The sequence below is a fragment of the Lysobacter dokdonensis DS-58 genome, assembly GCF_000770795.1.
In the GTDB taxonomy this organism is placed as follows: Bacteria; Pseudomonadota; Gammaproteobacteria; order Xanthomonadales; family Xanthomonadaceae; genus Noviluteimonas; species Noviluteimonas dokdonensis.
In genome coordinates this window covers 21267-44181 of record NZ_JRKJ01000009.1, presented here as the reverse complement: position 1 = coordinate 44181, position 22915 = coordinate 21267, and the positions used below count along the sequence as shown (strand labels likewise).

Sequence of the window (22915 nt, the reverse complement as noted above, 5' to 3'; positions counted from 1 at the left end):
ACATCGCCACGCCGGCTTCCGCGCCGGTTGTTCCTTCCAACGCGATCACCGGCGAGGCACTCGTCGCGCAGGCCGCCGCCATCCGCGATGAAGTCGCCAAGGCCTTCATCGGCCAGGACGCCGTGCTCGACCAGGTGATCGTCGCGTTGCTGGCCGGCGGGCACGTGCTGCTCGAAGGCGTGCCGGGCCTGGGCAAGACGCTGCTCGTGCGCGCACTGGCGCAGGCGCTCGGCTGCAATCACGCGCGCGTGCAGTTCACGCCGGACCTGATGCCGAGCGACATCAGCGGCCACGCGGTCTACGACCCGAAGACCGAACGCTTCCAGGTGCGCCGCGGCCCGGTGTTCACCAACCTGCTGCTCGCCGACGAAATCAATCGCGCGCCGGCGAAGACGCAGTCGGCGCTGCTCGAAGCGATGCAGGAACAACAGGTCACCATCGAAGGCCAGAGTTTCCCGCTCGCGCCGCCGTTCATGACACTGGCCACGCAGAACCCGCTGGAGCTGGAAGGCACGTATCCGCTGCCCGAAGCGCAGCTCGATCGCTTCCTGCTGAAACTGCTGATCGGCTACCCGAGCCTGGCCGACGAAAAGCGCATGGTCGCCGCCGTGAGCGAGGGGCGCATGGCCGCCGACTTCGACCTGGCCAGCGTGCAGCGCGTGCTGGCCGACGGCGACATCGTCCGCCTGCAACTGGGTACCGCCGCGGTGCGCGTGGATGCGGCGGTGATCGATTACGTCGTGCGCGTGGTCGCCGCGACACGCAAATGGCCGGGCATCGCGCTCGGCGCCGGCCCGCGCGGCAGCATCGCGCTGGTGCGCACCGCGCGCGCGCAGGCCGTGCTCGCCGGCCGCGATTTCGTCACGCCCGACGACATCCGCGAAATCGCGAAACCCGCCTTGCGCCATCGCATCGCGCTCGCGCCGGAACTGCAGATCGAAGGCCAGTCGCCGGACGACGTGCTGCACGCGCTGCTCGCCAAGGTGGAAGCGCCGCGCCAGTGAGGCCCGCACCGCCCCTGCTGTGGGCGCTCTTCGCCTGGGCGCTCGTCGGCGCACTGGTGAGTGCGTCGCTCCTGCCGGCGTCGGCGTGGACGCTGGTGGGCGTTGCGTTGTTCATCGTGCTCGCGATCGATGCATGGCGCTTGCGCCGCCGCGCCGTGCCCGACATCGTGCGGCACATCCCCGATGCGCTGCCGCTCGGCGTGGAACGCGAAGTGCAATTGCAGATCGACGGTGGCGCTGCGCCGTTGCGCCTGGACGTGCACGACCTGCATCCGGGTGCATGGGCCACGACCGGCCTGCCGCGCACGCTGGACCTGCAACCGGGCACGAGCGCGACGTTCGGCTACACGATCAAGCCGATCGAACGCGGCGACCACGCCTTCGATGGCGTGCACGTGCGTTTGCATTCGCCGTGGCGCCTGTGGCGCCGCGCGTTGGTCGCGGGCACCGCGCGTTCGGTGCGCGTGTTCCCGAACTTCGCGCCGCTCACGCGCCTGGCGTTGCTGAGCGCCGAGCAGGCCTCGCGCCTGATGGGCGCGCACATCAAGCGCCGCCGCGGCGAAGGCACCGACTTCCACCAGATGCGTGATTACCGCGTCGGCGACAGCCTGCGCCAGGTGGACTGGAAGGCGACCTCGCGCATGCGCCGCCTGATCTCGCGCGAATACCAGGATGAGCGCAACCAGCAGCTCATCGTGGTGATGGACACCGGCCGCCGCATGCTCGCGCGCGACGGCGAACTCACGCACTTCGACCGCGTGCTCGACGCCGCGCTCGTCGTGTCCTACGTCGCGCTGCGCCAGGGCGACGCGGTCGGCCTGCTCGCGACCGGCGGCGACCAGCGCTTCGTCGCGCCGCAACGCGGCATGGGCGCGATCGACACGCTCTTGCAGGCGACCTACGACGTGCAGCCGCGCCCGGTGGCCACCGATTACCTGGCCGCCGCATCGGAACTCGCCACGCGCCAATCGCGCCGCGGGCTGGTGATGCTGGTGACCAACCTGCGCGACGAGGACATCGATGATCTGCTCGCGGCGGTACGCATGTTGCAACGACGGCATCGCGTCGTCGTCGCAAGCCTGCGCGAGGAAGCGCTCGACGCCGCGCTGGAATCGACGACCGACGACCTGCAGGGCGCGGTGCGCGCCGCCGCCGTCGCGCGCTATCTCGAACAGCGCAAGGCCGCGCACGATGCATTGCGCAGCCAGCACGTGCAGGTGCTGGACGTGACATGCGAACAGTTGCCCGGTGCGCTCGTCGAGCGCTACCTGGCGATCAAGCGGGACGGCGCGCTCTAGTCGGCCGTCACCAGCGCGTCGTGGTGCGAGCGCAGCATCTCGTACACCGCGTCGGTTTCCGGCCGCACGCCGTGCCAGCGCGCGAAACTCTCCGCCGCCTGCTCGACCAGCATGCCCAGGCCATCGACGACATCGCGGCACCCGGCCGCCCGCGCCCACGCGAGGAACGGGATCGCCGCCTCGCCGTAATTCAGGTCGACGGCCGCGCACCGCGGGCCGACGATGCTGCGCGGCAGTTGCGGCATCTGGCCGTCGCGCGCCGCGGACGTCGCATTGACGATCAGGTCGAACTCGCCGAGCGAGAGCAGGTCGTTGAGATAGCGCGGATGCACGCGGCCCGGTTCGCCGAGCGCGTCGGCGAGCGCGTCGCTGCGCTGCGCCGTGCGGTTGACGATGTACAGGTCGCCGATCCCCGCATCGAGCAAGGCCGGCGCCACGCCGCGCGCGCCTCCGCCTGCGCCGAGCAGCAACGTGCGCCGCGAACGCAGGTCGAGCGCATGCCGATCGGTGAGGTCGCGGACCAGCCCCGCGCCGTCGGTGTTGTCGCCGTGCCAGGTATCGCCGTTGCGCACGAGCGTGTTGACCGCGCCCGCGCGCCGCGCGCGTTCGGTGAGGTCGTCGCAGAGGGTGAAGGCCACTTGCTTGAGCGGCAGTGTCACGTTCGCGCCGACGCCGCCCATTGCGATGAAGTCGGAGAGCGCATGGGTGAACTGGCCGGGCTCGGCGTCGATGGCGCGGTAGTCGACCGGGATGCCGGTCTGGCGGCCGAAGGCCGCATGGATCTTCGGGGACAGCGAGTGCGCGACCGGGTGGCCGAACACCGCGAAGTGCTTGCTCATCACGGATTCCCTCGAGTCGGCGCCCCGCCTGGCCGGGTGGGCTGTTCCGTTCAACGGGAGCCCGCCCGGCGCGCGGCCAGACTTGGCCACGTGTGGCGAGGGTCTCACACGCCGCATCTAGGCGGCGTGTTCATCAAGCCTCGCGCAGCCAGCGGGCGGCGTCGAGCGCGAAGTACGTCAGCACGCCATCGGCGCCCGCGCGCTTGATGGAGGTGAGGGCTTCCAGCACGCAGCCGCGCTCGTCCAACCAGCCATTGGCGATGGCCGCGCGCAACATCGCGTACTCGCCGCTCACCTGGTAGACGAAGGTCGGCACGCCGAACTCGTCCTTCACCCGCCGCACGATGTCCAGGTACGGCAGGCCCGGCTTGACCATCACCATGTCGGCGCCTTCGTCCAGGTCGAGCGCGACTTCGCGCAGCGCTTCGTCCGAATTGGCCGGGTCCATCTGGTAGGTGAACTTGTTGCCCTTGCCGAGCGCGCCGGCCGAACCGACCGCGTCGCGGAACGGGCCGTAGAAGCTCGAGGCGTACTTCGCGCTGTAAGCCAGGATGCGCGTGTGGAGGTGCCCGTCCATTTCGAACGCGCCGCGGATCGCGCCGATGCGCCCGTCCATCATGTCCGACGGCGCCACGATGTCCGCGCCGGCGCGCGCGTGCGACAGCGCCTGCTTCACCAGGGCTTCGACCGTGTCGTCGTTGACGACGTAACCGCTGTCGTCGATCAACCCGTCCTGGCCGTGCGAGGTGTAGGGATCGAGCGCGACATCGGTGATGACGCCCAGTTCCGGGAAGCGTTCCTTCAACGCGCGCACGGCGCGTTGCACGAGGCCGTCGTCGTACCACGACGCTTCGGCGGTGAGCGACTTCGCTTCGGGCGCGGTGACGGGGAACAGGGCGAGTGCGGGAATGCGCAGCGTGTGCGCCTGCTCGGCGACGCGCAGCAGCTCGTCGATCGAGACGCGTTCGACGCCCGGCATCGAGGCGACCGCCGCGCGGCCCTTCAACTCGTGCACGAAGACCGGGTAGATCAGGTCGTCCGTGGTGAGGACATGCTCGCGCATCAGGCGCCGCGAGAACTCGTCGCGACGCATGCGCCGCGGGCGGACGAAGGGATAGGTCATGGGCGCGCATGATACGCCCCCGAAAAACAGCCGGCGCCCGAAGGCGCCGGCCGGGGTGGAACGCGGCGTTGCGCTTACTTGGGCGCTTTCCCGATCTTCGCGGCGCAGGACATGATCTTGCCGCCCTGGCGACCGGAGATCAGCCCCGCGGCGAGCAGGCCGTCGCGATAGGTCTCCATGCGGGCCATGTACTGGTCCTTGTTCGCCGAGGTGCGTGCGATCAGGTTGCTGGTCGCCACGACGTTCGCGCCGGTGATGACGCCCGCGTCGGTGATGACCTTCACTTCCGTGTTGCAACCGTTGATCTGCGCGGTCCCGGTGTTGAGGCGCCAGCCGGTGTCCTTCAGCAGGTTGGCCGAGTTGTCGATGAACAGCGCGGCGTTCAGCGAATCGTTGATCGCCGGTTCCATCAGCGCGTTCGGCGACAGCGCCGTGTCGTAGTGCGAGCCCGACGAGCCCGGCGCGACCGGGTTCGGCATGTACAGGCGCGGACGGCCCTGGTTGTCGGCACCCTGCAGCAGCGACGGATCCACCGCGAAGCCCACCGTCAGCGGCACGTTCGCCTTGAGCAACGCACCATCGGACTGCGTGACGCTGATCGAGGGGATCGTGACCGTCGGGTCGACGCCGCCCATGCCCGGCGGCGGATTGCCCGGCGCGTTGTTGGCGACGATCATCCCGGTCGCCCCGGCGGCCTGCGCGTTGGCGGCCTTCACCGCGAACCCGCACCCGCCGCGATCGACGATCGCGATGTTCCCGGCGATCGCGCCGGCGTTGGTGAACGCCGTGCAGCCGTCGGTCGTCGACGGGCCGGCCGCATTCGAATCGTCGGTGGCGATCAGCGCGGTACCGCTGAAATTCGCCGGCGTGGGCAGCGCGCCGAAGCTGGCGGTGCCGTACTCGTAGAACCCGGCCACGCCCGCGGGTGCGGTGACGCGGAAGCCCGTGCGCGGGCCGAGCGTGAGCGCGGCGCCCGTCTTCGCGTTCGCACCGGTGAACACCACGTTGCCGTAGTTGATCGCCGAGGCCTGGCGTTGCGGGACCGACATCGCCGGCCAGAACTGGCCCGTCGAGTTGTCGAAGGTGAACTGCGAATACACATCCGGAAAGCCCGACTGGAACTGGCCGGTGGCTTCGTTCTCGAAGTTCTGGAAGCCGAGCCCGTGCCCGAACTCGTGCATCACCACGTCGAGGAAGCTCAGTTGCCCGGCGGGCGTGTTGCCGTCGAGGCCGTAGTAGAACGCGAAGGTCGAGCTGAACTGCGAAATGATGTCGATCTCGCCTTCGGTCAGGTCCTCGCCGGTCAGCGATTCGGCGAGCGCCGCGCTGTACCACGTGCCCGGGAACGCCGCGCCGTCGAAGTCGCGGAAGATGAAGGTCGCGCCGGCCGAGCCGAGCACGTTCGGCGCCAGCGGATTGAACTGCGCACCGACGTAGACCGGCACGTCGCTCACGAGCACGGTGCCCCACAGGTCGGCCGCGAACTGCGCGACGATGCGGCGCTGTTCACCGACCGAGGTGCCCGGGTTGCCGCCGGCGGGCGCCAGCGCAGCCGGGTCGTTGTAGCCCTCGCCCGGGTCGTCGAAATTCACCGGGATGATGTCGCCGGCGTGCGCCATGCCGGTCATCGCGACACCGATCGCGACGGCCAGCGAGAGGATGGACTTATTCATTGGGCAGGCCCTCCGTCGTGGCGGCGGGGGCCGCGGTGCCGTCGGTCTCGATGACCCGCAGGTTGCCGTTCGCATCGCGCTGCACGGCCATCGTGGACCACAGTTCTTCCGGCACGCGCACGGCGACGGCGCCGCCGGGCTTGCGAACCTGCGTGGCGTTGGCCTGCGACATCGTGCGCGGTTGCGTGGCCTTGAACGCGTGGCGCTTGGCCTTCATCGATTCGGCCTTGGCGCTCCGTTGCTCGGGCGTCGAATCGTCTTGCGGTTTCGCTGCGTGCGCTGCAGCGGTAGCGCCGACCAGCACCATGCTGGCCAACACCAGGGTTGCCTTTTTCATCGTGGAGACCCCTCTCGTTCGTCCTGAAGTGCGACAGGCGCGCCACCGGCGGAACGGGATGCCGGTGGCGAAATCCGAAAACTCGGAGGCCGTGCGGTGCTGTCGCTGGATCGAACGGCCGAGCGCAGGATGCGCGCGTGCGCAGAGCGGCCACATGTCGCAATGCAGCACGCGCCCCGCGCGTTCACATCGAGCCGATGAGGCAGGGCGCGGCTCGTAGGCCGCACATCACATGGGCCTAACGCTTGCGCGCTGACCAACGGTTGATTTACAGGGACGAGCGGTCAAAGTGTGAACTGCGTCTCACCCATTCAGGCGGTGCAACCACACGGATCAAATGATTCCGCCGCCCAGGTGCAGCCGCGCGACCGCGACCACGATGACGATGCCGTTGAGGACCAGGCCGGCCTTCGCGCGGCCGTTCTTCCCGCTGCCACTGAGCATCACGCCGATCGCGCCGATGACCGCGCCGACGGCGGCGAAGGGGATCACCAGCCAGTTCGCGATCCCGAGCAAGGGAATGAGCGCGATGCACATGAAGACCATCGCGACGATGCCCCACACCAGGCTGATCAGACCCATCGTTGTGCTCCGTTGGAAACGTTCAGAGGACGCCGTCGATTTCGACGCGCAATTCCCGCCGGCAGACCGCCGCGTGCAACAGCACGCGCGGCACGGACGGGTCGAGGTGTGCAGCCAATGCCTGTTCGATGCGCGGCAGCGCGTCGGCGTCGCGCACGTACACCTTCAGCCGCGAATCGGGGCCGAAGCGCGCCGGCAACTCCGGCCGCACGCTGCGCGCGGCAGCGATGAGGCTCTCGAAGTTGGCGAAGGTTTCGGCCAGTTGCGATTCGATGCAATCGTGGTGGCGCGACTCGTGCCCGACCACGCTCGCGGTGCCCGAAAGCAGCAGCGGCATCTCCGCGGTGGGCGGCACCATCGCGCGCGCGAAACTCGGCGGCTGCGGGCCGTACTGGCGCGGGTAGCGATACGCGCTGACCTGTCGCGGATTCTCGACGGGCGTCCCCGGCACGCGCGCGGCGAGCCAGTACACCTGCAGGGTACGCACGCCATCGCAACGCCCGATGGCGGTGGCCGCAGGCAACGTGCCCGCGACGACCGTGCCCAATCCCGTGGCGCGGCCGACGCAGAAACGGCGATAGCGCTCTTCGTCGGCGTCGCCGAGGGTGATCGCGTCGAGGTAGTTCCAGCTGCGCAGCAGGTGCGGGAAGCCGCGCGTGCGCACGAATGCGGACAGATTGGCATAGGCGCGCGCGCTGGCCGATTCCAGGCCCCCGTCGCCTTCGGGGATTTCGATCCAGCCGAACTGCAGGGTGTCCGATTCGGCGAAGCGCAACGCGCCCTGCCGGCCGACGTTCACCGGGCCCGGCGTGCGCCACACCTCGAACGGCGCCGCACCATGCGGTTGCAACGGCACGCGCAGGTAGCGCGGGTCGTCGCGTTCCGGCGCACCGCTGCCGAAGCCGAACACCGCCAGCGTGTCGGAGTGCGCGAGCAACGCATCGAGCGACGCGGCGCCCGCATCGTCGACGTAGTCGACGCGCATCTGCGGCGCGTGCGCGAGGGGGCGGACTGCGCTCACGGGTTGCCCGGTTGCAGCGTGTCGCCGCTGACGTCGACGCCGACCTGGCGGCGGCGATTCAGCCAGCCCCGGAACGCCTGCGGCGCGAGCTGCAGTGCCGTGAGGGCGTAGATCGCGCGGAAGATGCGCAGGCGGCGCAGCACCTTCCGATTGTCGAACACATCGCCGGCCAGCATCGAGATCACCGCCTGCTCCACCTGCCACACGTTGCGCGGATTGTTGAACAGGTGGCGCATGACGGGCGTGTTGAAGCGGTAGATGAACCACTGGAAGTGCTTCAGGCCGCGCTTGAGGCGGCCCACCATCGCGGCCTGCAGCGCCTTCTCGCGCGACACATCGCGCAGTGCGCCGTCGACGACGTCGGCGGCCTGCTCGGCGCTGTTCATGCCCAGGTACACGCCCGAGGAGAACACCGGATCCACGAACGCGTACGCATCGCCCACCATCACCCAGCCCGGGCCGGTCATGCGCGTGCAGGTATACGAATAGTTGCCGGTGACGTGCACGGGCGCGACGCGCTCGGCGTTTTCCATGCGGTTCCATGCCGACGGCTCGGATTCGAGCGTGCGCATGAGGAAGGCCTCGTTGTCGCCGCGGCGCGTCTTGAGATAGTCGGGGAAACACACCGCGCCGATGCTCATGACATCGCCGCGCAGCGGGATCAGCCACATCCAGCCGTGCGAGAACCGCTGCACGGTGATGTTGCCCGCATCGTCGCCATCACGGCGCGTGACGCCCGTGAAGTGGCTGAAGATCGCGGCGGACTGGTGCAGCGTGTTCTTCTGCTTGAGCTTGAGCTGCGCGCCCAGCAGGGTGTCGCGGCCGCTGGCGTCGACCAGGTAGCGCATGCGCACGCGCAACGCATTGCCGTCGGCATCGGTCGCGAAGGCTTCGTTCGGGCGGCCGTCGCCGCCGAAGCCGATGCGGTCGACCTTCACCATTTCGCGCGCATCGACGCCGTTGGCCTTCGCGTGTGCGAACAGGAGCTGGTCGAACTCCTCGCGCTTGACCTGGTAGGCGTAGCCGAACTGCGCGTCGATCGCGCGTTCGAAACGGAAGGTGTTGAAGTTGACGTCGTCGACCGGGAATTCGGCGCCGGGCTTGAACGTGCCGATCGCCTTCACCTGGTCGAGCACGCCCAGGCGCTCGAGGATCGGCAGGTTCATCGGCAGCAGCGATTCGCCGATGTGGAAGCGCGGGTGGCGCGACTTCTCGAGCAGGAGAACGCGATGGCCGCGCCGCGCCAGCAACGTGGCCGCGGTGGTGCCGGCCGGGCCGCCCCCCACGACCAACACATCCACGTCGAGCGTCTTCACGGACGCGTCAGGGGCAGAAGCTGTGTCCGTCGTCATGCAATGGGGTCGGCGTGAAGAAAAGCTGCGCGCATCATAACGCGCGCCAGAACCGCGCAGCCCCGCCGCGCGGCTAGAATGCGGGCCATATCCCGCACTTCCCGGAATCCCGATGTCCCCGCAGAGCCCCGCCGAAGCCGACCTCGCCAAGTTGCTGGTCGAAAGCCTGAACCTCGAAGGCGTCGACGCCGCGCAGATCGACCCGGACGCGCCGCTGTTCAACGACGGGCTGGGCCTGGATTCCATCGATGCGCTGGAGCTGTCGCTCGCGATCTCGAAGCAGTACGGCTTCCAGCTGCGTTCCGACAACGACGCCAACCGCCGCATCTTCGCGTCGCTGCGCGCGCTGTCGGCGCACGTCGAACAACACCGCACCACCGCTTGAACGCCACGCCGCTGGCGCGGCTGGCGCTGGCGCTGGCCTATCCCGTGCTCGCGCACCTGGCGAGCCTGCGCGACGATCCGTCGCTCGCCGCCATCGCGCTCGGCGACCTGGCCGTGTTCGTGCTGCTCGAACCGCTCCTGCGCCGACGCGCGTGGGCCTGGATCGTGCTCGCGGCCACCATTGTTGGCCTGGTGACCGTCGCCGGATCGCCGTACCTGCACCTGGTGTTGTTGCTCGTGCCGGCGCTGTTCGTCGCACTCGTGGCGTGGACCTTCGGCCGCACGCTGCGCGCGGGCCACGTGCCGCTGATCACGCGCATGGTGTCGGCCATCGACGGCGTGCCGGTCGCGCAACTGGATGCGGACCTGCGCGCATACGCCCGCGCACTGACGGCGACGTGGGCCGCGGTGCTTTCGGGCCTGGCGGTCTGCAATTTCCTGCTCGCGCTGGTCGCGGTGCCGGGCGGCCTGCTGCACAGCCTGGGCATCACGCCGCCCGTCACGGTGTCCGAGCGCGCCTGGTCGTGGTTCGCCAACCTCCTCAATTACGGGCTGGTCGGCGGGCTGTTCGTGGGCGAATATTTCTATCGGGTGCGGCGCTTCCCCGGGCGCTACACGAGCTTCTTCGATTTCGTGCGCAAGATGGCCGGGTTGGGGCCCACCGTCTGGCGCGGGCTGCTGCACGACGAGCCCCGTCGAAGCTGAACCGGTCGGGGACCGCCGCGGCAGGGGGCCGCGTTGCATAATCCCGGCGCGCAACGGCGCCGCGGATGCGTTGAAGAATTCGCCATGCAGTTTGTCGTTCCATCCGATCATCCCAGTTTGCCGGGGCATTTCCCCGGCCATCCCGTCGTGCCCGGCGTCGTCGTCCTCGATCGCGTGTTCGATGCGATCGAAGCGGCGCACGGCCCGCTGGGCGCGGTGCGATTGCCGCAGGTGAAGTTCGTGCAGCCGTTGCTGCCCGGCCAGCACGCGCAAGTCCTGCTGGAGGCCGGCGAGGGTCGCTGGCGTTTCCGCGTGGTGCGCGATGCGCAGACCATCGCCAGCGGCGAAGTGGTGCGCGCATGAACATGCACTGGAAGCAGCGCCCCGAAGGCGGTGGCCGGTTCGCGATCTGGCTGATCCGCGCGATCGCGCGGCGCGGCGGACGCACGCTCGCGCGCCTGTGCCTGTATCCGATCGTCCTGTACTTCCTCGCGCTGCGCGGGCCCGAACGCAAGGCCTCGCGCACGTATCTCACGCGCGTGCTGCGCCGCCCCGCGACGCTGCTCGGCGTCGCGCGCCACATCCATTGCTTTGCCGCGACCATCCTCGACCGCGTGTTCCTGCTCGGCGAAGACCTGCGGCGTTTCGACGTGCGCGTCGAAGGCCTCGAACGCCTGCACGCCGAAGTCGACATGCATGGCGGCGTGCTGCTGTTCGGCTCGCACCTGGGCAGCTTCGAGGTGCTGCGCGTGCTGGCGCGCGAACGCCCCGACATTCCCGTGCGCGTGGTGCTCGACAAGGGCCACAACGCCGCGATGACGCAGTTGCTCGATGCGCTCAATCCGACCATCGCCGCGACCGTGATCGACGCCGGCCAGGATGGCCCGTCCATCGTGCTCGCGATCCAGGACGCGATCGCCGAAGGCGCGATCGTCGCGATGCTCGTCGACCGCACGCAGCCGGGCGATGCCGGATACCCCGTCGAATTCCTCGGCGCGCCCGCGCGCCTGCCGGGCGCGCCATGGCAGATCGCCGCGGTGCTGCACGCACCGGTGGTGCTCGCCTTCGGCCTGTACCGCGGCGGCAACCGCTACGACCTGGTGTTCGAGCCGTTCAGCGGGCCTATCAGGGTGGCGCGCAAGGATCGCAGCCGCGAGTTGGCCGCGATGGCCGCCCGTTATGCCCAGCGCCTCGAGCACCACGCCCGCCGCGCGCCGTACAACTGGTTCAATTTCTACGATTTCTGGCACGTGCCCACCGGAGCGCCCGTCGATGACAAGCCGCAATCGCATGCGCATCCTGAAGACGGTGCTGCTGCTCCCACTCGCGATGGCGTCGGCGACGGGCGTATCGGCCGCGCCGCCTGAACCGGCGGCGTCCGTCGACGCCGGCTGGATCCTGTCCAAACTCGCACGCCCCGCGCCGACGCAAACCGATTTCGTCGAATTGCGCGGCTCGGCGTTGTTGAAGACGCCGCTGCGCATCGAAGGCCAGTACCGCCGGCCGACCAACGACACGCTGGTGCGCGCGGTGCGCGCGCCATACGCGGAAACGACGACGATCCGCAACGGCGAGGCGACGATCGAACGCAACGGCAAGGCGCGGACGTTCTCGTTGTCGCGTGCGCCCGAACTGCAGGGCCTGCAGGCGAGCTTCGGCGCGATGCTGGCCGGTGATCGCACGCAGTTGGAGCGTTACTACACGATCGAGGCGGCCGGCACCCGCCAGTCGTGGGCGATGACGCTCACGCCGCGCGAGCGCGCGCTCGCCGGCAAGGTGCGCGGCATCGTGCTGCGCGGCCGCGGCGCCGAGCTGCGCTGCATCGAAACGCGCCCGGTGAAGGGCGATCTCCAGCGCACGCTGCTCGCCAGCGCGGCGCGCAGCGCGCACGGCGCGACCGACGCCGCGGCGCTCGCCGCGCTGTGCACCGCGCAATGAGGGCAACGCCCTTGCGGCCGGGCGCGCGCATCGCGCTCGCCGCACTGTGGCTCGCGATCCTGCTCGTCGCAGGGTGGGCCATCGCGCGACACCTCGAACTGAGCGGCGACCTGCGCCGCTTCATGCCGAGCGCGCGCACGCCCGAGCAGAAGCTGCTGATCGACGAACTCGGCGAAGGGCCGGGCTCGCGCCTGTTGCTCGTCACGTTGGAGGGCGCGCCACCCGGAACGCTCGCCGCGCAATCGCATGCGTTGCGCGCGGCGTTGTCGCGCGACGCGCGCTTCACGCTGGTCGCCAACGGTGAGGGCGGCCTTGAGGCATTCCCCGAACGCCTGCGTCCGTATCGTTACCTGCTCTCGCCCACGCTCGACACGCAACGCTTCGATGCGGCGTATCTGACCGAGCAAGTGCAGGCGCGCGTCGCCGACCTCGGGTCGCCCGCGGCCGCGCTCGTCGAACCACTCGTGCCCCGCGATCCCACGCTCGAAACGCTCGTCCTCGCCGAATCGTGGGAGCCGGCGACCGCGCCGCAACGCATCGAGGGCGCGTGGTTCGACCGTGCGGGCAAGCGCGCGCTGCTCGCGATCCAGACACGCGCGGCGGGGTTCGATCCGACGGGCCAGCGCGACGCCGTCGCCGCCATCGCATCTGCGTACGCGAGGGCGAAGGGTGCGAAGCCCGGTGCGCTGTCGATGACCGGCCCCGGCGCGTTCTCCGTCGAGATCGGCGGACGCACGGAGCGCGAAGCGAGCTGGATCGGCATGGTCGATACGATCGGCCTGCTCGTGCTGCTGTTCGTCGCGTACCGCAACTGCAAGATTCCGTTGCTGGGCGCATTGCCGCTCGCGAGCGCGGGCCTGGCGGGCCTTGGCGCGGTGGCGCTGCTGTTCGACGGCGTGCACGGCATCACCGTCGCCTTCGGCTTCACGTTGATCGGCGTCGCACAGGATTACCCGATCCATTTCTTCAGCCACCAGCGTGCCGGCGTGCAGCCGTACGCGAGCGTGCGCGCGCTGTGGCCGACGCTCGCGACCGGCGTCGTGTCGACATGCATCGCTTACGCGACGTTCTTCGTGTCGGGCGTCGACGGCCTGGAGCAACTGGCGGTCTTCACCATCGTCGGATTGGGCGCCGCCGCGCTCGCGACACGGTTCCTGCTGCCGGCGCTGGTCGATCCCGACCTGCGCGATCCCGCGCAATCGGCGTTCCTCGAACGCCTGCGCACGTGGGTCGCGCGCCTCCCGCAACCGCGCATCGCCATCGGCGTACTCGCACTCGTCGCGGCGGCCATCGCGCTCTTCGCACCCGGCCCGTTCTGGCAGAACGATCTCTCGCGCCTGACACCCGTCGACCCCGCCGCGCTCGCGCGCGATGCGCAGGTGCGCGACGAACTCGGCGCGCCGGACGTGCGTTACGTCATCGCGGTGCAGGGGCGCGATGTCGAGGACGCGTTGCAACGCACCGAACGCCTCGGCGTGGCGCTCGAACAGGCGCGCACGCAAGGCTGGCTCGCGGAATTCGAAAGCGCGCCGCAATACCTGCCGAGCATGCACACGCAACGCGCGCGCCAGGCAAGGTTGCCGACGCCGCAGGCGCTTCGCGCGTCGCTCGACGTGGCCGTCGCGGCCTCGCCGTTCCGCAGCGATGTCTTCGAACCCTTCCTGCAGGATGTCGACACCGCGCGCCGTGCGCAGCCGCTCGTCCCCGCGGATCTCGCCGGCACGCCGCTGCAGGTGCGCGTCGATGGATTGCTGTCGCAACGCGACGGCCACGCGACCGCGCTCGTGTCGCTCGTCGGCCTGTCCGCGCCGGACAAGGTCGCCGCGCTCGTGCAACGCGAAGGCGCACGCCTCGTCGACCTCAAGGCCGCGTCGGAGTCGCTCGTCGTCGCCTATCGCGAACGCGTGCTGTGGGCGCTCGGCCTCGCCGCCGTGCTGTTGATCGTCGCGGTGCGCATCGCGCTGGGCTCCACGCAGCGTGCATGGCGCGTGCTCGCGCCGATGGCGGTGACGACGCTGGTGATCCTCGCGGCGCTCAGGATCGCTGGTGTCGAACTCACGCTGTTCCATCTCGTCGCACTGATCCTCGCCGCGGGCCTGGGCCTGGACTACGCGTTGTTCTTCGAACACGCGGGCGATGATCGCGAAGAGCAACTGCGCACGCTGCATGCGCTGCTGGTGTGCAGTGCGATGACGTTGCTCGTGTTCGCCTTGCTCGGCCTGTCGTCGATCCCCGTGCTGCGCGCGATCGGCGTCACCGTCACGCTCGGCGTGGTGTCGAACTTCGTGCTCGGTCTGTTGATCGCGCGACATCCGCACCGGGAGACCGCATGATCGACCGCGCGACCATCGAATCCCTCGTGCCGCACGCCGGCGCGATGTGCCTGTGGGACACCGTCGTCGCCTGGGATACGCAGACCATCGTGCTGCGCACCGATGGCCATCGTGATCCGCACCATCCCCTGCGCAGCCATGGAATGCTGCGCGCGCTGCATCTGAGCGAATACGGCGCGCAGGCGATGGCCGTGCACGGCGGTTTGCTCGCCCGCGAACGCGCGGCGACTGCGGCCCCCGGCATGCTGGTCGCGCTGCGCGGCGTCGAATTGCATTGCACGCGCATCGACGATCTCGACGGACCGCTCGAATGCGTGGCGGAGTCCCTGGTCGCGGGCGAGGGCGCGCAGCAGTATCGTTTCACCCTCCGCCACCAGGGCGTCGTGCTGGCCGAAGGCCGCGCCGCCGTGATGCTCCGACTTCCGGGAACCGACGAATGACCCAGCATCGCGCACTCGTGACCGGCGGCAGCGGCGATATCGGCGGTGCGATCTGCCGCCAGCTCGCGGCGGACGGGCTGCACGTGATCGTGCATGCGAATGCGAACCTCGCGCGGGCCGAAGGCATCGTCGACGAGATCCGCGGCAGCGGCGGCAGCGCGCAGGCGGTCGCCTTCGACGTCGCCGACGCGGACGCTACGCGCGCCGCCATCGAAGCATTGCTCGCCGACGGCCCGATCCAGGTCATCGTGAACAACGCCGGCATCCACGACGACGCGCCGCTGGCCGGCATGTCGGCCGAGCAATGGAAGCGCGTGATCGATGTGTCGCTGCACGGCTTCTTCCATGTCACCCAACCGCTGCTGCTGCCGATGGCGCGCACGCGCTGGGGCCGCATCGTCAGCGTGTCGTCGGTCGCGGCGGTACTCGGCAACCGCGGCCAGGCGAACTACGCCGCCGCGAAGGCCGCGTTGCACGGCGCGAGCAAGTCGCTCGCGCGCGAAATGGGCAGCCGCGGCATCACGGTGAATGTCGTCGCGCCGGGCGTCGTGCAGGGCGCGATGGCCGATGCGAGCTTCCCGCCCGAAATGGTGAAGCAGATGGTGCCCGCCGGGCGTGCGGCGACGCCCGACGAAGTCGCCTCGGTCGTGCGCTTCCTGTGCTCGGAGGGCGCCAGCTACGTCAACGGCCAGGTGATCGGCGTCGACGGTGGAATGACCTGAGCTACGCCCGCGACGACGCCGGGTCCGCGAGATCCGGCGAGCGTCCGCCGAACCACGTCAGCAACGGGCTGGTCATCACCGTGGTGACCAGCGCCATCACCAGCAGCATGGTGAACAGCGACGGCCCGATCAGGCCCGCATCCAGGCCGACCTTCATCACGATCAGTTCCATCAAGCCACGTGCGTTCATCAGCGCGCCGGTGGCGAAACTCTCCCGCCAGCCATAACCCGCCACGCGCGCACCGGCCGCCCCGCCGGCGACCTTGCCCACGATCGCCGCGAGCAACACCAGCAGCAACGCGCCCAGGCCGGTGCCGACGAACGCGTCGGCCGTCGTGTTCAACCCCGCCAGCGCGAAGAAGATCGGCATCAGCAACACGATGGCGATGTATTCCAGCCGCTCGACGAGGCATCGCAGCAGGCGGTCGTCGCGCGGAAGGCAGGCACCGAACAGGAACGCGCCGAACACCGCGTGCAGGCCCAGCCATTCCGTGAGCCCGGCGCACCCGAGCGCACCCAGCAGCAACGCGGCGAGCAACATCTGCGACGGTTCGCCCGTCGGCGCGAAGCGACGCAGCAACCACGCGTACAACGGACGCAGCACGCCGAACACCAGCGCGAGCAGCAACAGCATGCCGATGGTCGTGCGCACCAACCCCGACGTACCGTCGCCCACGCCGGCCAGGGCGACGACCAGCGCGAGCATCACCCACGCGAACACGTCCGCGATCGCCGCCGAGCTCAACGCAAGCCGGCCGATGCGCGTCTGCGTCAGGCCGCGATCCTTGAGGATGCGCGCCATCACCGGGAACGCGGTGATCGACAACGCCGCCGCCATGAACAATCCGAACGGCCAGAAGCCCACGCCCGCGGGCGCGAGCGGATGCAGCACCGGCGCGACGGCGAATCCGGCGGCCATCGGCAGCAACACGCCGAGCACGCCCACCCAGCCGGCGGCCTTCACCTGTGCGCGCACGCCGTCGGGCGCGCGCAGTTCGACGCCGACGATGAACATGAAGAGCACCAGGCCCACCGTCGACAACGCGCTCAGCCCGCCGAGCGACTCCTTCGCGAACAACTGCGCATGGATTTCAGGCGCGATCGCGCCGAACACCACGGGCCCGAGCAGCAACCCCGCCGCCATTTCGCCGATCACCGCCGGTTGCCCGAAATACTTCAACAGCAGCCCGCACCCGCGCGCGGCGGCCAGGATGACCACCAACTGCAACATCAGGATCGAATGACTCACGGCGCGAGGGCCTCGGCAGGTTGCAGGTCGGGCGATTGCACATCGCGCGCATACCACGCCGCGTCGAGGCAGGGCATCGCGGGCGCGTCGCCGCGGAACGGTGCGAGCTGCGCATCGAGCCCGTGGTCGTCGATGTCCGCGTGCGTGCGCCGCGCTTCGGCCAGCATTTCGGCCGCCAGCCAGCGCATGCGCACGACGTTCGCGCGCAGCCGCGCTTCGAACTGCGCATCGTCCAGCGGATCGTTGAGAGCGCGGTTCATTTCATGGAACCACTCGATGCCCCACTGGTTGAGGAAGCGGCCATCGGGCACCAGCGGCCCGGTGTTGCGCTCGCCCCATTCGCGCAGCAGCGCCTGCATCGACAGGTTCAGTTCGCGGCCCTGCGAGAACGCATCGCGCAGGCGGCCGAGCAGCGGGATCGACGTCAGGCGTTGCGCGAAGAACACCGGCGCCAGCAGCGCCCAGTAATAGGTGTAGTCCCAGATCACCTTGAGCGGCATGACCTGCGCATCGCCGAACAACGGGTACTGGTCCTGGTACAGCGTGAGCGTGTTCTCGTAGAACGAGAAATACAGCTGCTCGTAGATCGACGCGTACGGCGCCACCGGTTGGTTCGCGCGGTCCTTCTCGATCAGGTCGACGATGAAGGTGTTGCTCATCGCGATGAAATCGCTGCCCGGCGAATAGAACGGATCGAGGAACAACCCGGCCTCGCCCGTCAGCGCCCAGCGGTCGCCGGAGAACACCTGTTTGCAGCCATAGGAGAAATGGCGGAAGAACAGGAAGTCCTGCAGCGCGTGTTCCGGCTTGTCGACCGCGCGCGCGACGCCCGGTTGGTGTTCGCGCAGCCAGTCCATCGCCTTGGCGTGCGAGTTCATCGTATCGAGCGGATGCATCTTCGCGTCGCACACGATGCCCAGCGAATGCGCGTTGGACGCAAGCGGGATCAGCCAGAACCAGTAGCCGGGGCCGCACATGTGGTTCGTCGAACGCCAGCGCGCGGGCGGATCGCAGCGGCCGGTCCACGTCGGATCATCGGACCACTCGTCCGGTTTGACGTACCCATCGACGCGCCACCACACCGCGTTGGCGTCGTGGTCGTTCGGCTGCGCGAGGTCGAGCTTGCGCTTGATGAGGCCGGCGCGTCCGGCGGCATCGACCACCCAGCGCGCGGAGATCGTGTGCGATGCCCCGCCGCGGTCGAAGCCGACGCCATGCGGTGCATCGTCCTTCGACAGGTCGATCGTGCGCACCGTGGCGCCGTCGAGGAACTTCACGCCCAGCGCGCGTGCCTGCTCGCCGAGGAAGTTCTCGAAGCGCCCGCGGTCGAGCTGCCAGGACGGCGTCGGCAACAACTGACTGACGCCGATCTCCGTGCACTGGTCGACGTCCTCCTGTCCTTCGCTGAAGAAGAACCGGAACCCGAACTTGCGGATCTGCTGTGTTTCCAGGTGCTCGCGGAAGCCCAGCACGTCGGCGAAGTAGTGCGCGCCGATCTCCACCGACGACTCGCCCACCTTGAACGCCGCCTCGCGCACGGGGTGCGCGCGCCGCTCGAGGACCGTCACCGCGATCGACGGATCGCGCTGGCGCAACTGGATCGCGAGGGTCAGGCCGGCGAGGCCACCTCCGAGGATGACGACGTCGGCCTGCGCGCTCATGGGCGTCCTTGTTGCATCTGCAATGTGGAGGCGGGTGCGAATTCGCCTGTCGGATCATGGATGACGGGCGGATTGGCGCGCGTGCGCCGGTATTCGGCGACCACGTTGCCGTAGCGCACGATCTGACGCGTGACATGCGAGGTGATGCGCCACAGATCCCGCAACGGGCGGAAGTGGCTCTTGCGGAACTGCGCGGCGGCGCCGGGCCCCTGGTAGCGCGATTCGATGGGCACCGACACCACGCGCACGTCGAGCTCGCGTGCGGCCGACATCAGGATCTGCGCTTCGAACACGAAGTCTTCGCCCGGCACGTCGCCGAGTTGGCACACGTTGGCGGGGTAGTAACGCTGGCCGCTCTGCGTATCGCAGATGCGATAACCGCAGCCCCACGAAATGCCCCAGTCGCCGAACTCGTTCGCCAGGCGGCGATGTTTGGGCTGTTGCACGCGCTTGCGGATGCGCGAGCCGATGATCAATGCGCCGGGATACGCATGCGCGGCCTCGAGCAGGCGCGGGATGTCGGCGGCATGGTGCTGGCCGTCGCCGTCCATCGTGAGCACGCCGTCGAAACCGCGACGCATCGCCTCGGCGAAGCCTTCGCGCAGGGATGCGCCCTTGCCCTGGCGTTGGTCGTGGCGGATCAACGTGATCGGCAGATCGCGCACGCAGTCGCCGGTGCCGTCGTCGGAGCCATCGTCGATCACCAGCACGTTCGGGCAATGCGCGAGTGCGCCTTCGACCACTTCGCGGATGCGCAGCGACTCGTTGAGCGCCGGGATGACGACGCAGGTACGGCGCGCGAGGTCGGTGAAATCAGCCATGCGCGATTCCCACGTGCAGGGTGCGGCCGCGCCCGGCGAACAGTGTCACGTCGGTCGCGGAACCGGCGAGTGCTTCGAACAACGGCAGCATCGGCGCCATCGCGTTGCCGCCGGCGACGGCGGACAGGCGCTCGGCCGGCGTGCGTGCATCGCCGTTGCCGATGGTGACGTCGATGCGCGGGGCATCGGCCTTGTGGGCGCGCGTCAACACGAGCGCGCCGCCCAGCAGGCCTGCGCTGTTCGAAATCGGCGTGAGCGCGCCCGCGCCCGCGCCGTCGTAGCCGACCAGCAGGATGGCGTCCTCGCCGGCGGCCAGTTGCACCAACGCTTCGATCAGGCCTTCGGCGAAGCTCGCGTCGTACGCGCTGATCGCCGTGGCCGCCTCCGTGCAGCCGGCGCCGATCGTCCAGTAACCGGCGGCGGCGTTGTGCACCGAATTGTGGAAGCGCGTGGGTGAAATCGAGCGCGGATCGGCGGCGAGCGTCGAACACATGTAATCGGTGATGCCGAGGTCGCCGTGCGTGGAGGCGAAGACCGACGGCAGGACCCGCGGATCACGGCCGGCGTCGGTGCATGCGGCGAGCGCGACTTCCAGCGCGACGGCGACGGTCTCCGGTGCGCGGCGGCGTTCGTTCGGTGCGAGCAGTTGCGGCGACGGGCGCGCCGGCGCGCCTTCGGGCAGGGCGCCGTCGCGCACGAACGCGCGCGCGGCATGCCAGTCCGGCAAACCGTTGCTCCAGAAGCCGATGCCTTCGATGGTGGCGGACAGCGTGGTCATGCGGCGAACACCAGCGAACAGTTGTTGCCACCGAAACCGAAGGAATTGTTCATCGCGTAGCGGATCGCGCGTTCCTGGTTGTCGAAGCGGATCTGCGCGCCGCATGCGGGATCGTGCTGCGCGCTGTTGAGGATGCCCGGCAGCACGCCGTGTTCGAGCGCGAGCAACGCGCACACCGATTCGACGATGCCCGCCGCGCCGAGCGTGTGCCCGGTCCAGCCCTTCGTCGAGCTTGCATGGAGCGTTTCGGGGAACATCGCGGCGACGGCCTGCGCTTCGATCGTGTCGTTGGCGGGCGTCGCGGTGCCATGCAGGTTCAGATAGCCGATGTCCGACGGTTGCAGGCCCGCGCGCGCAAGCGCGTCGCCCATCGCCAGCCGTGCGCCGAGGCCTTCGGGATGCGGCGCGGACATGTGGTGCGCGTCGCTCGATTCGCCGTAGCCGCGCAGCGACAAACCCGGCGCCGCACCGTCTTCGACGCGTTCGAGCAGCGCGAAGCCGCCCGCTTCGCCGAGCGACAGGCCGTCGCGCGTCGCATCGAACGGCTTGCACTTGCCCTGCGACACCAGGCCCAGCGAGTTGAACCCGTACAGCACGCTGCCGCACAGGGTGTCGACGCCGCCGACCAGCGCGGCATCGGCCAGGCCCGCCTGGATCAGGCGTGCGGCCTGCGCGAAGACCTTCGCGCTCGACGAACACGCGGTGGCCACGGTGACGCACGGGCCAGTCAGGCCGGTCGCGTGCGCGATGAAATCGCCGAGCGAGTGCGGCGTGTGCACGATCGCGCGGCGCATGTCGTCCGGGAAGGCGGGGCCGGCATCGGTCGCTTGCAGGCGCGCATAGGCTTCCTCGCTCGCGCCGATGCTGGACGTCGAGGTGCCGATGACGATCGCGACGCGCTCGCTGCCGAGACGCGCGCGCGCTTCGCGCACCGCATCGAACATCCCGTCCTGTTGCAGGGCGAGCCATGCGAGACGGTTGTTGCGGCATTCCCAATGCGCGAGCGCGTCGGGCAGGCCTTCGGATTCGAGGCCGTCGACACGGCCGATCCAGCAGTCCAGGCGATCGCCGTCGCCGAAATCGTTGGGCCGCAGCCCGCCCGTGCGATCCCTGAATGCGTTCAGTTGCGCATCGCGCCCGCGGCCGAGCGCGGTGGTCGCGGTGTAACGGCGGATCGCCAGCGGCGCGACGCGCGCGGTGGCGGAGCCTGGCGGCTGGGAAGCGAAATGCAAGCGCGGCTCCGGAAACGGTCGTGGGACATACGGCGGGGCCGAGTATAGCCATCGCCCCGTCGGCGGCCAGCGTGGCGCAGCGGCCGCGGAACCGGGATGATGGCCGCCGCCGCGGGGGCTCGGTGGAGACCGGGGACGCGGCTCACGAATCGGCACTCAAAGGGGAAACACCGCAATGCAATTCCATCGTCGCGCGCTGGGCCTGTGCTTCGCGCTGCTGTCCCTGTTCTTCGTCGCCAACGTCCAGGCCCGCGAAAGCATGCTGGTCGATCCGGCTGCCGTCGCCATCCCCGCCGGCATGACCGACGAACAGGTCGTGAAGGACATCAAGCGCGCCCTCACCGGCCGTGGCTGGGTGATCACCGCCGAGCAGCCCGGGCAGATCGACGCCGAGCTGAACCTGCGCGAGCACTGGGCGAAGATCAAGGTCGTCTTCGACGGCAAGACCGTCCAGTATTCCTACGTCGACAGCCGCAACCTCGATTTCAAGGTCAAGCGCGGCCAGCGCTACATCCACCGCAACTACCTGGGCTGGATGAGCTACGTGCAGAAGGACACCTCCACCAACCTGCAGTTGACCGCCGGCCAACTGTGAGGCGATCGTGCGTCGTGGCGCACATCTTCACGCGCCACCACGCACGTAAACTGGAAGGCGCCGCGCTCGCGGCGCTTTCTTTTTTGCCCGGACGCCCCCATCCAGCGGCCATGCCGTCCCACGTCGCCCACCGCCTTCGCCTCGCCATCGACCGCGATGTCCTGCACACGGGGCTGATCGCGCTGCTCGCGTGCCTGCTCAGCGCCGGCGTGGTGTACCTCGGCTACTTCTGGCACGTGCTGCGCGTGGCGCGCCGCGCGCCGACGATGCCCGAGCGCGGCGACACGCTGCTCGTCTTCGGCAAGCACGCGCCGCGCGGCCGCATCGATGCCGATTTCGAAGCGCGCCTGGAACGCGCCGCCACGTTGTGGCGCGATCGTCCGCCGCGTGAAGTCATCCTGCTCGGCGGCGGCGCGCCGAACGAACCGACCGAAGCCGAAGTTGCGCAACGCGCGTTGCTCGCGCGCAACCTCGCGCAGGGCCCGGCGCTGCGGCTGGAAGCGCACTCGCGCGACACCTTGCAGAACCTGCGCAACGCGCGCGACATCCTGGTCGGGCAGGCCTCGCGCCGCGTGACGCTCCTCAGCAGCCGCTACCACCTCGCGCGTTGTGCACTGATGGCGCGCCAGCTCGGTTACGACTGGGAACTGTGCGCGGCCGAAGCCCGACTTCCGTTGAAGCCGGGCACGCTCCTGCGCATTGCCGCGGAAGCCGGTTTCGTGTGCTGGACCGACCTCGGCACGCGTTGGGCGCGCCTGATCGGCTCGCAGCGGATGCTTGCGCGCGTGACCTGAGGGCGCGGGGGACAACCCCATTCACCTTGCGCAT

Annotated in this window: 24 protein-coding genes; 12 read left to right on the top strand and 12 right to left on the bottom strand. The window is 69.4% G+C overall.

Features of this window, described 5'->3' with window-relative positions:
- The first annotated feature begins 2 nt into the window (after positions 1-2).
- Together LF41_RS08680 and LF41_RS08675 are read left to right on the top strand one after the other, a co-directional pair.
- Positions 3-1004 (top strand): AAA family ATPase, encoded by a 1002-nt coding sequence (locus LF41_RS08680; RefSeq protein WP_036168761.1) that lies wholly within the window; start codon positions 3-5, stop codon positions 1002-1004.
- On the top strand, positions 1001-2302 hold the full coding sequence (locus LF41_RS08675) for a DUF58 domain-containing protein (protein WP_036168639.1): 1302 nt from the start codon (positions 1001-1003) through the stop codon (positions 2300-2302). The genes LF41_RS08680 and LF41_RS08675 overlap by 4 nt, the downstream gene beginning before the upstream one ends.
- Here the strand turns inward: LF41_RS08675 and aroE are convergent.
- The 7 genes from aroE to LF41_RS08640 all read right to left on the bottom strand — a co-directional run bounded on the left by aroE (position 2299) and on the right by LF41_RS08640 (position 9229).
- Positions 2299-3144, bottom strand: coding sequence for a shikimate dehydrogenase (aroE, locus tag LF41_RS08670; protein ID WP_425599471.1), 846 nt, complete (start codon positions 3142-3144; stop codon positions 2299-2301). The two genes, LF41_RS08675 and aroE, sit on opposite strands and share 4 nt — an antisense overlap.
- Positions 3145-3274: 130 nt before the next feature.
- Positions 3275-4264 carry a porphobilinogen synthase gene (hemB, locus tag LF41_RS08665; RefSeq protein ID WP_036168635.1) on the bottom strand — a complete coding sequence of 330 codons (990 nt, stop codon included), beginning with the start codon at positions 4262-4264 and terminating at the stop codon, positions 3275-3277.
- A gap of 74 nt (positions 4265-4338) precedes the next feature.
- Positions 4339-5937 carry a PA domain-containing protein gene (locus LF41_RS08660; protein ID WP_036168633.1) on the bottom strand — a complete coding sequence of 533 codons (1599 nt, stop codon included), beginning with the start codon at positions 5935-5937 and terminating at the stop codon, positions 4339-4341.
- On the bottom strand, positions 5930-6274 hold the full coding sequence (locus LF41_RS16750; RefSeq protein WP_036168631.1) for a hypothetical protein: 345 nt from the start codon (positions 6272-6274) through the stop codon (positions 5930-5932). The genes LF41_RS08660 and LF41_RS16750 overlap by 8 nt, the downstream gene beginning before the upstream one ends.
- 333 nt (positions 6275-6607) lie before the next feature.
- Entirely contained in the window at positions 6608-6856 is a 249-nt protein-coding gene (locus LF41_RS08650) for a hypothetical protein (RefSeq protein ID WP_036168628.1), read from the bottom strand.
- Between the two features lie 22 nt (positions 6857-6878).
- Positions 6879-7841: a chorismate transformation FkbO/Hyg5 family protein gene (locus LF41_RS08645; RefSeq protein WP_052116265.1), complete on the bottom strand. Its 963-nt coding sequence runs from the start codon at positions 7839-7841 to the stop codon at positions 6879-6881.
- A 32-nt stretch (positions 7842-7873) separates the two neighbouring features.
- Positions 7874-9229: an NAD(P)/FAD-dependent oxidoreductase gene (locus LF41_RS08640; RefSeq protein ID WP_052116264.1), complete on the bottom strand. Its 1356-nt coding sequence runs from the start codon at positions 9227-9229 to the stop codon at positions 7874-7876.
- A 112-nt stretch (positions 9230-9341) separates the two neighbouring features.
- On the opposite strand from LF41_RS08640, the gene LF41_RS08635 reads away from it, so the two are divergent.
- The 8 genes from LF41_RS08635 (at position 9342) to fabG (ending at position 15751) form a co-directional block, all read left to right on the top strand.
- Entirely contained in the window at positions 9342-9614 is a 273-nt protein-coding gene (locus tag LF41_RS08635; RefSeq protein WP_036168622.1) for a phosphopantetheine-binding protein, read from the top strand.
- A complete protein-coding gene (locus LF41_RS08630) occupies positions 9611-10318 on the top strand; it encodes a COG4648 family protein (protein WP_052116263.1) in 708 nt (235 codons plus the stop codon). The genes LF41_RS08635 and LF41_RS08630 overlap by 4 nt, the downstream gene beginning before the upstream one ends.
- Before the next feature lie 84 nt (positions 10319-10402).
- Entirely contained in the window at positions 10403-10681 is a 279-nt protein-coding gene (locus tag LF41_RS08625) for an ApeI family dehydratase (RefSeq protein WP_036168620.1), read from the top strand.
- Complete coding sequence (locus LF41_RS08620; RefSeq protein ID WP_084073494.1) at positions 10678-11685, top strand: lysophospholipid acyltransferase family protein; 1008 nt, start codon at positions 10678-10680, stop codon at positions 11683-11685. Before LF41_RS08625 ends, LF41_RS08620 begins: the two co-directional genes overlap by 4 nt.
- Positions 11609-12256, top strand: coding sequence for a LolA-related protein (locus LF41_RS08615; RefSeq protein ID WP_036168619.1), 648 nt, complete (start codon positions 11609-11611; stop codon positions 12254-12256). Before LF41_RS08620 ends, LF41_RS08615 begins: the two co-directional genes overlap by 77 nt.
- A complete protein-coding gene (locus LF41_RS08610; protein WP_036168618.1) occupies positions 12253-14589 on the top strand; it encodes an MMPL family transporter in 2337 nt (778 codons plus the stop codon). Before LF41_RS08615 ends, LF41_RS08610 begins: the two co-directional genes overlap by 4 nt.
- Positions 14586-15029, top strand: coding sequence for a hotdog family protein (locus LF41_RS08605; protein WP_036168617.1), 444 nt, complete (start codon positions 14586-14588; stop codon positions 15027-15029). Before LF41_RS08610 ends, LF41_RS08605 begins: the two co-directional genes overlap by 4 nt.
- Positions 15026-15751, top strand: a complete 726-nt coding sequence (fabG, locus tag LF41_RS08600; RefSeq protein WP_036168616.1) for a 3-oxoacyl-ACP reductase FabG — start codon at positions 15026-15028, stop codon at positions 15749-15751. The genes LF41_RS08605 and fabG overlap by 4 nt, the downstream gene beginning before the upstream one ends.
- A 1-nt stretch (position 15752) precedes the next feature.
- Here fabG and LF41_RS08595 read toward each other — a convergent pair whose 3' ends face one another.
- From LF41_RS08595 to LF41_RS08575, 5 genes are read right to left on the bottom strand one after another with little or no spacing between them, the layout of a single operon-like run.
- The gene (locus tag LF41_RS08595) at positions 15753-16982 is read right to left on the bottom strand and encodes a cation:proton antiporter (RefSeq protein ID WP_036168615.1); all 1230 of its coding nucleotides are present in this window, start codon (positions 16980-16982) and stop codon (positions 15753-15755) included.
- Positions 16983-16996: 14 nt separating this feature from the next.
- Positions 16997-18661, bottom strand: a complete 1665-nt coding sequence (locus tag LF41_RS08590; protein WP_036168614.1) for an NAD(P)/FAD-dependent oxidoreductase — start codon at positions 18659-18661, stop codon at positions 16997-16999.
- Complete coding sequence (locus LF41_RS08585) at positions 18658-19482, bottom strand: glycosyltransferase family 2 protein (protein ID WP_036168612.1); 825 nt, start codon at positions 19480-19482, stop codon at positions 18658-18660. The genes LF41_RS08590 and LF41_RS08585 overlap by 4 nt, the downstream gene beginning before the upstream one ends.
- Positions 19475-20260 carry a beta-ketoacyl synthase chain length factor gene (locus LF41_RS08580; protein WP_036168610.1) on the bottom strand — a complete coding sequence of 262 codons (786 nt, stop codon included), beginning with the start codon at positions 20258-20260 and terminating at the stop codon, positions 19475-19477. Before LF41_RS08580 ends, LF41_RS08585 begins: the two co-directional genes overlap by 8 nt.
- Complete coding sequence (locus LF41_RS08575) at positions 20257-21492, bottom strand: beta-ketoacyl-[acyl-carrier-protein] synthase family protein (RefSeq protein WP_052116262.1); 1236 nt, start codon at positions 21490-21492, stop codon at positions 20257-20259. Before LF41_RS08575 ends, LF41_RS08580 begins: the two co-directional genes overlap by 4 nt.
- A gap of 175 nt (positions 21493-21667) precedes the next feature.
- On the opposite strand from LF41_RS08575, the gene LF41_RS16980 reads away from it, so the two are divergent.
- Both LF41_RS16980 and LF41_RS16975 read left to right on the top strand, forming a co-directional pair.
- Positions 21668-22087 carry a hypothetical protein gene (locus LF41_RS16980; RefSeq protein WP_052116261.1) on the top strand — a complete coding sequence of 140 codons (420 nt, stop codon included), beginning with the start codon at positions 21668-21670 and terminating at the stop codon, positions 22085-22087.
- Positions 22088-22197: 110 nt separating this feature from the next.
- The gene (locus LF41_RS16975; protein ID WP_052116260.1) at positions 22198-22881 is read left to right on the top strand and encodes a YdcF family protein; all 684 of its coding nucleotides are present in this window, start codon (positions 22198-22200) and stop codon (positions 22879-22881) included.
- The last annotated feature ends 34 nt before the right edge of the window (positions 22882-22915 follow it).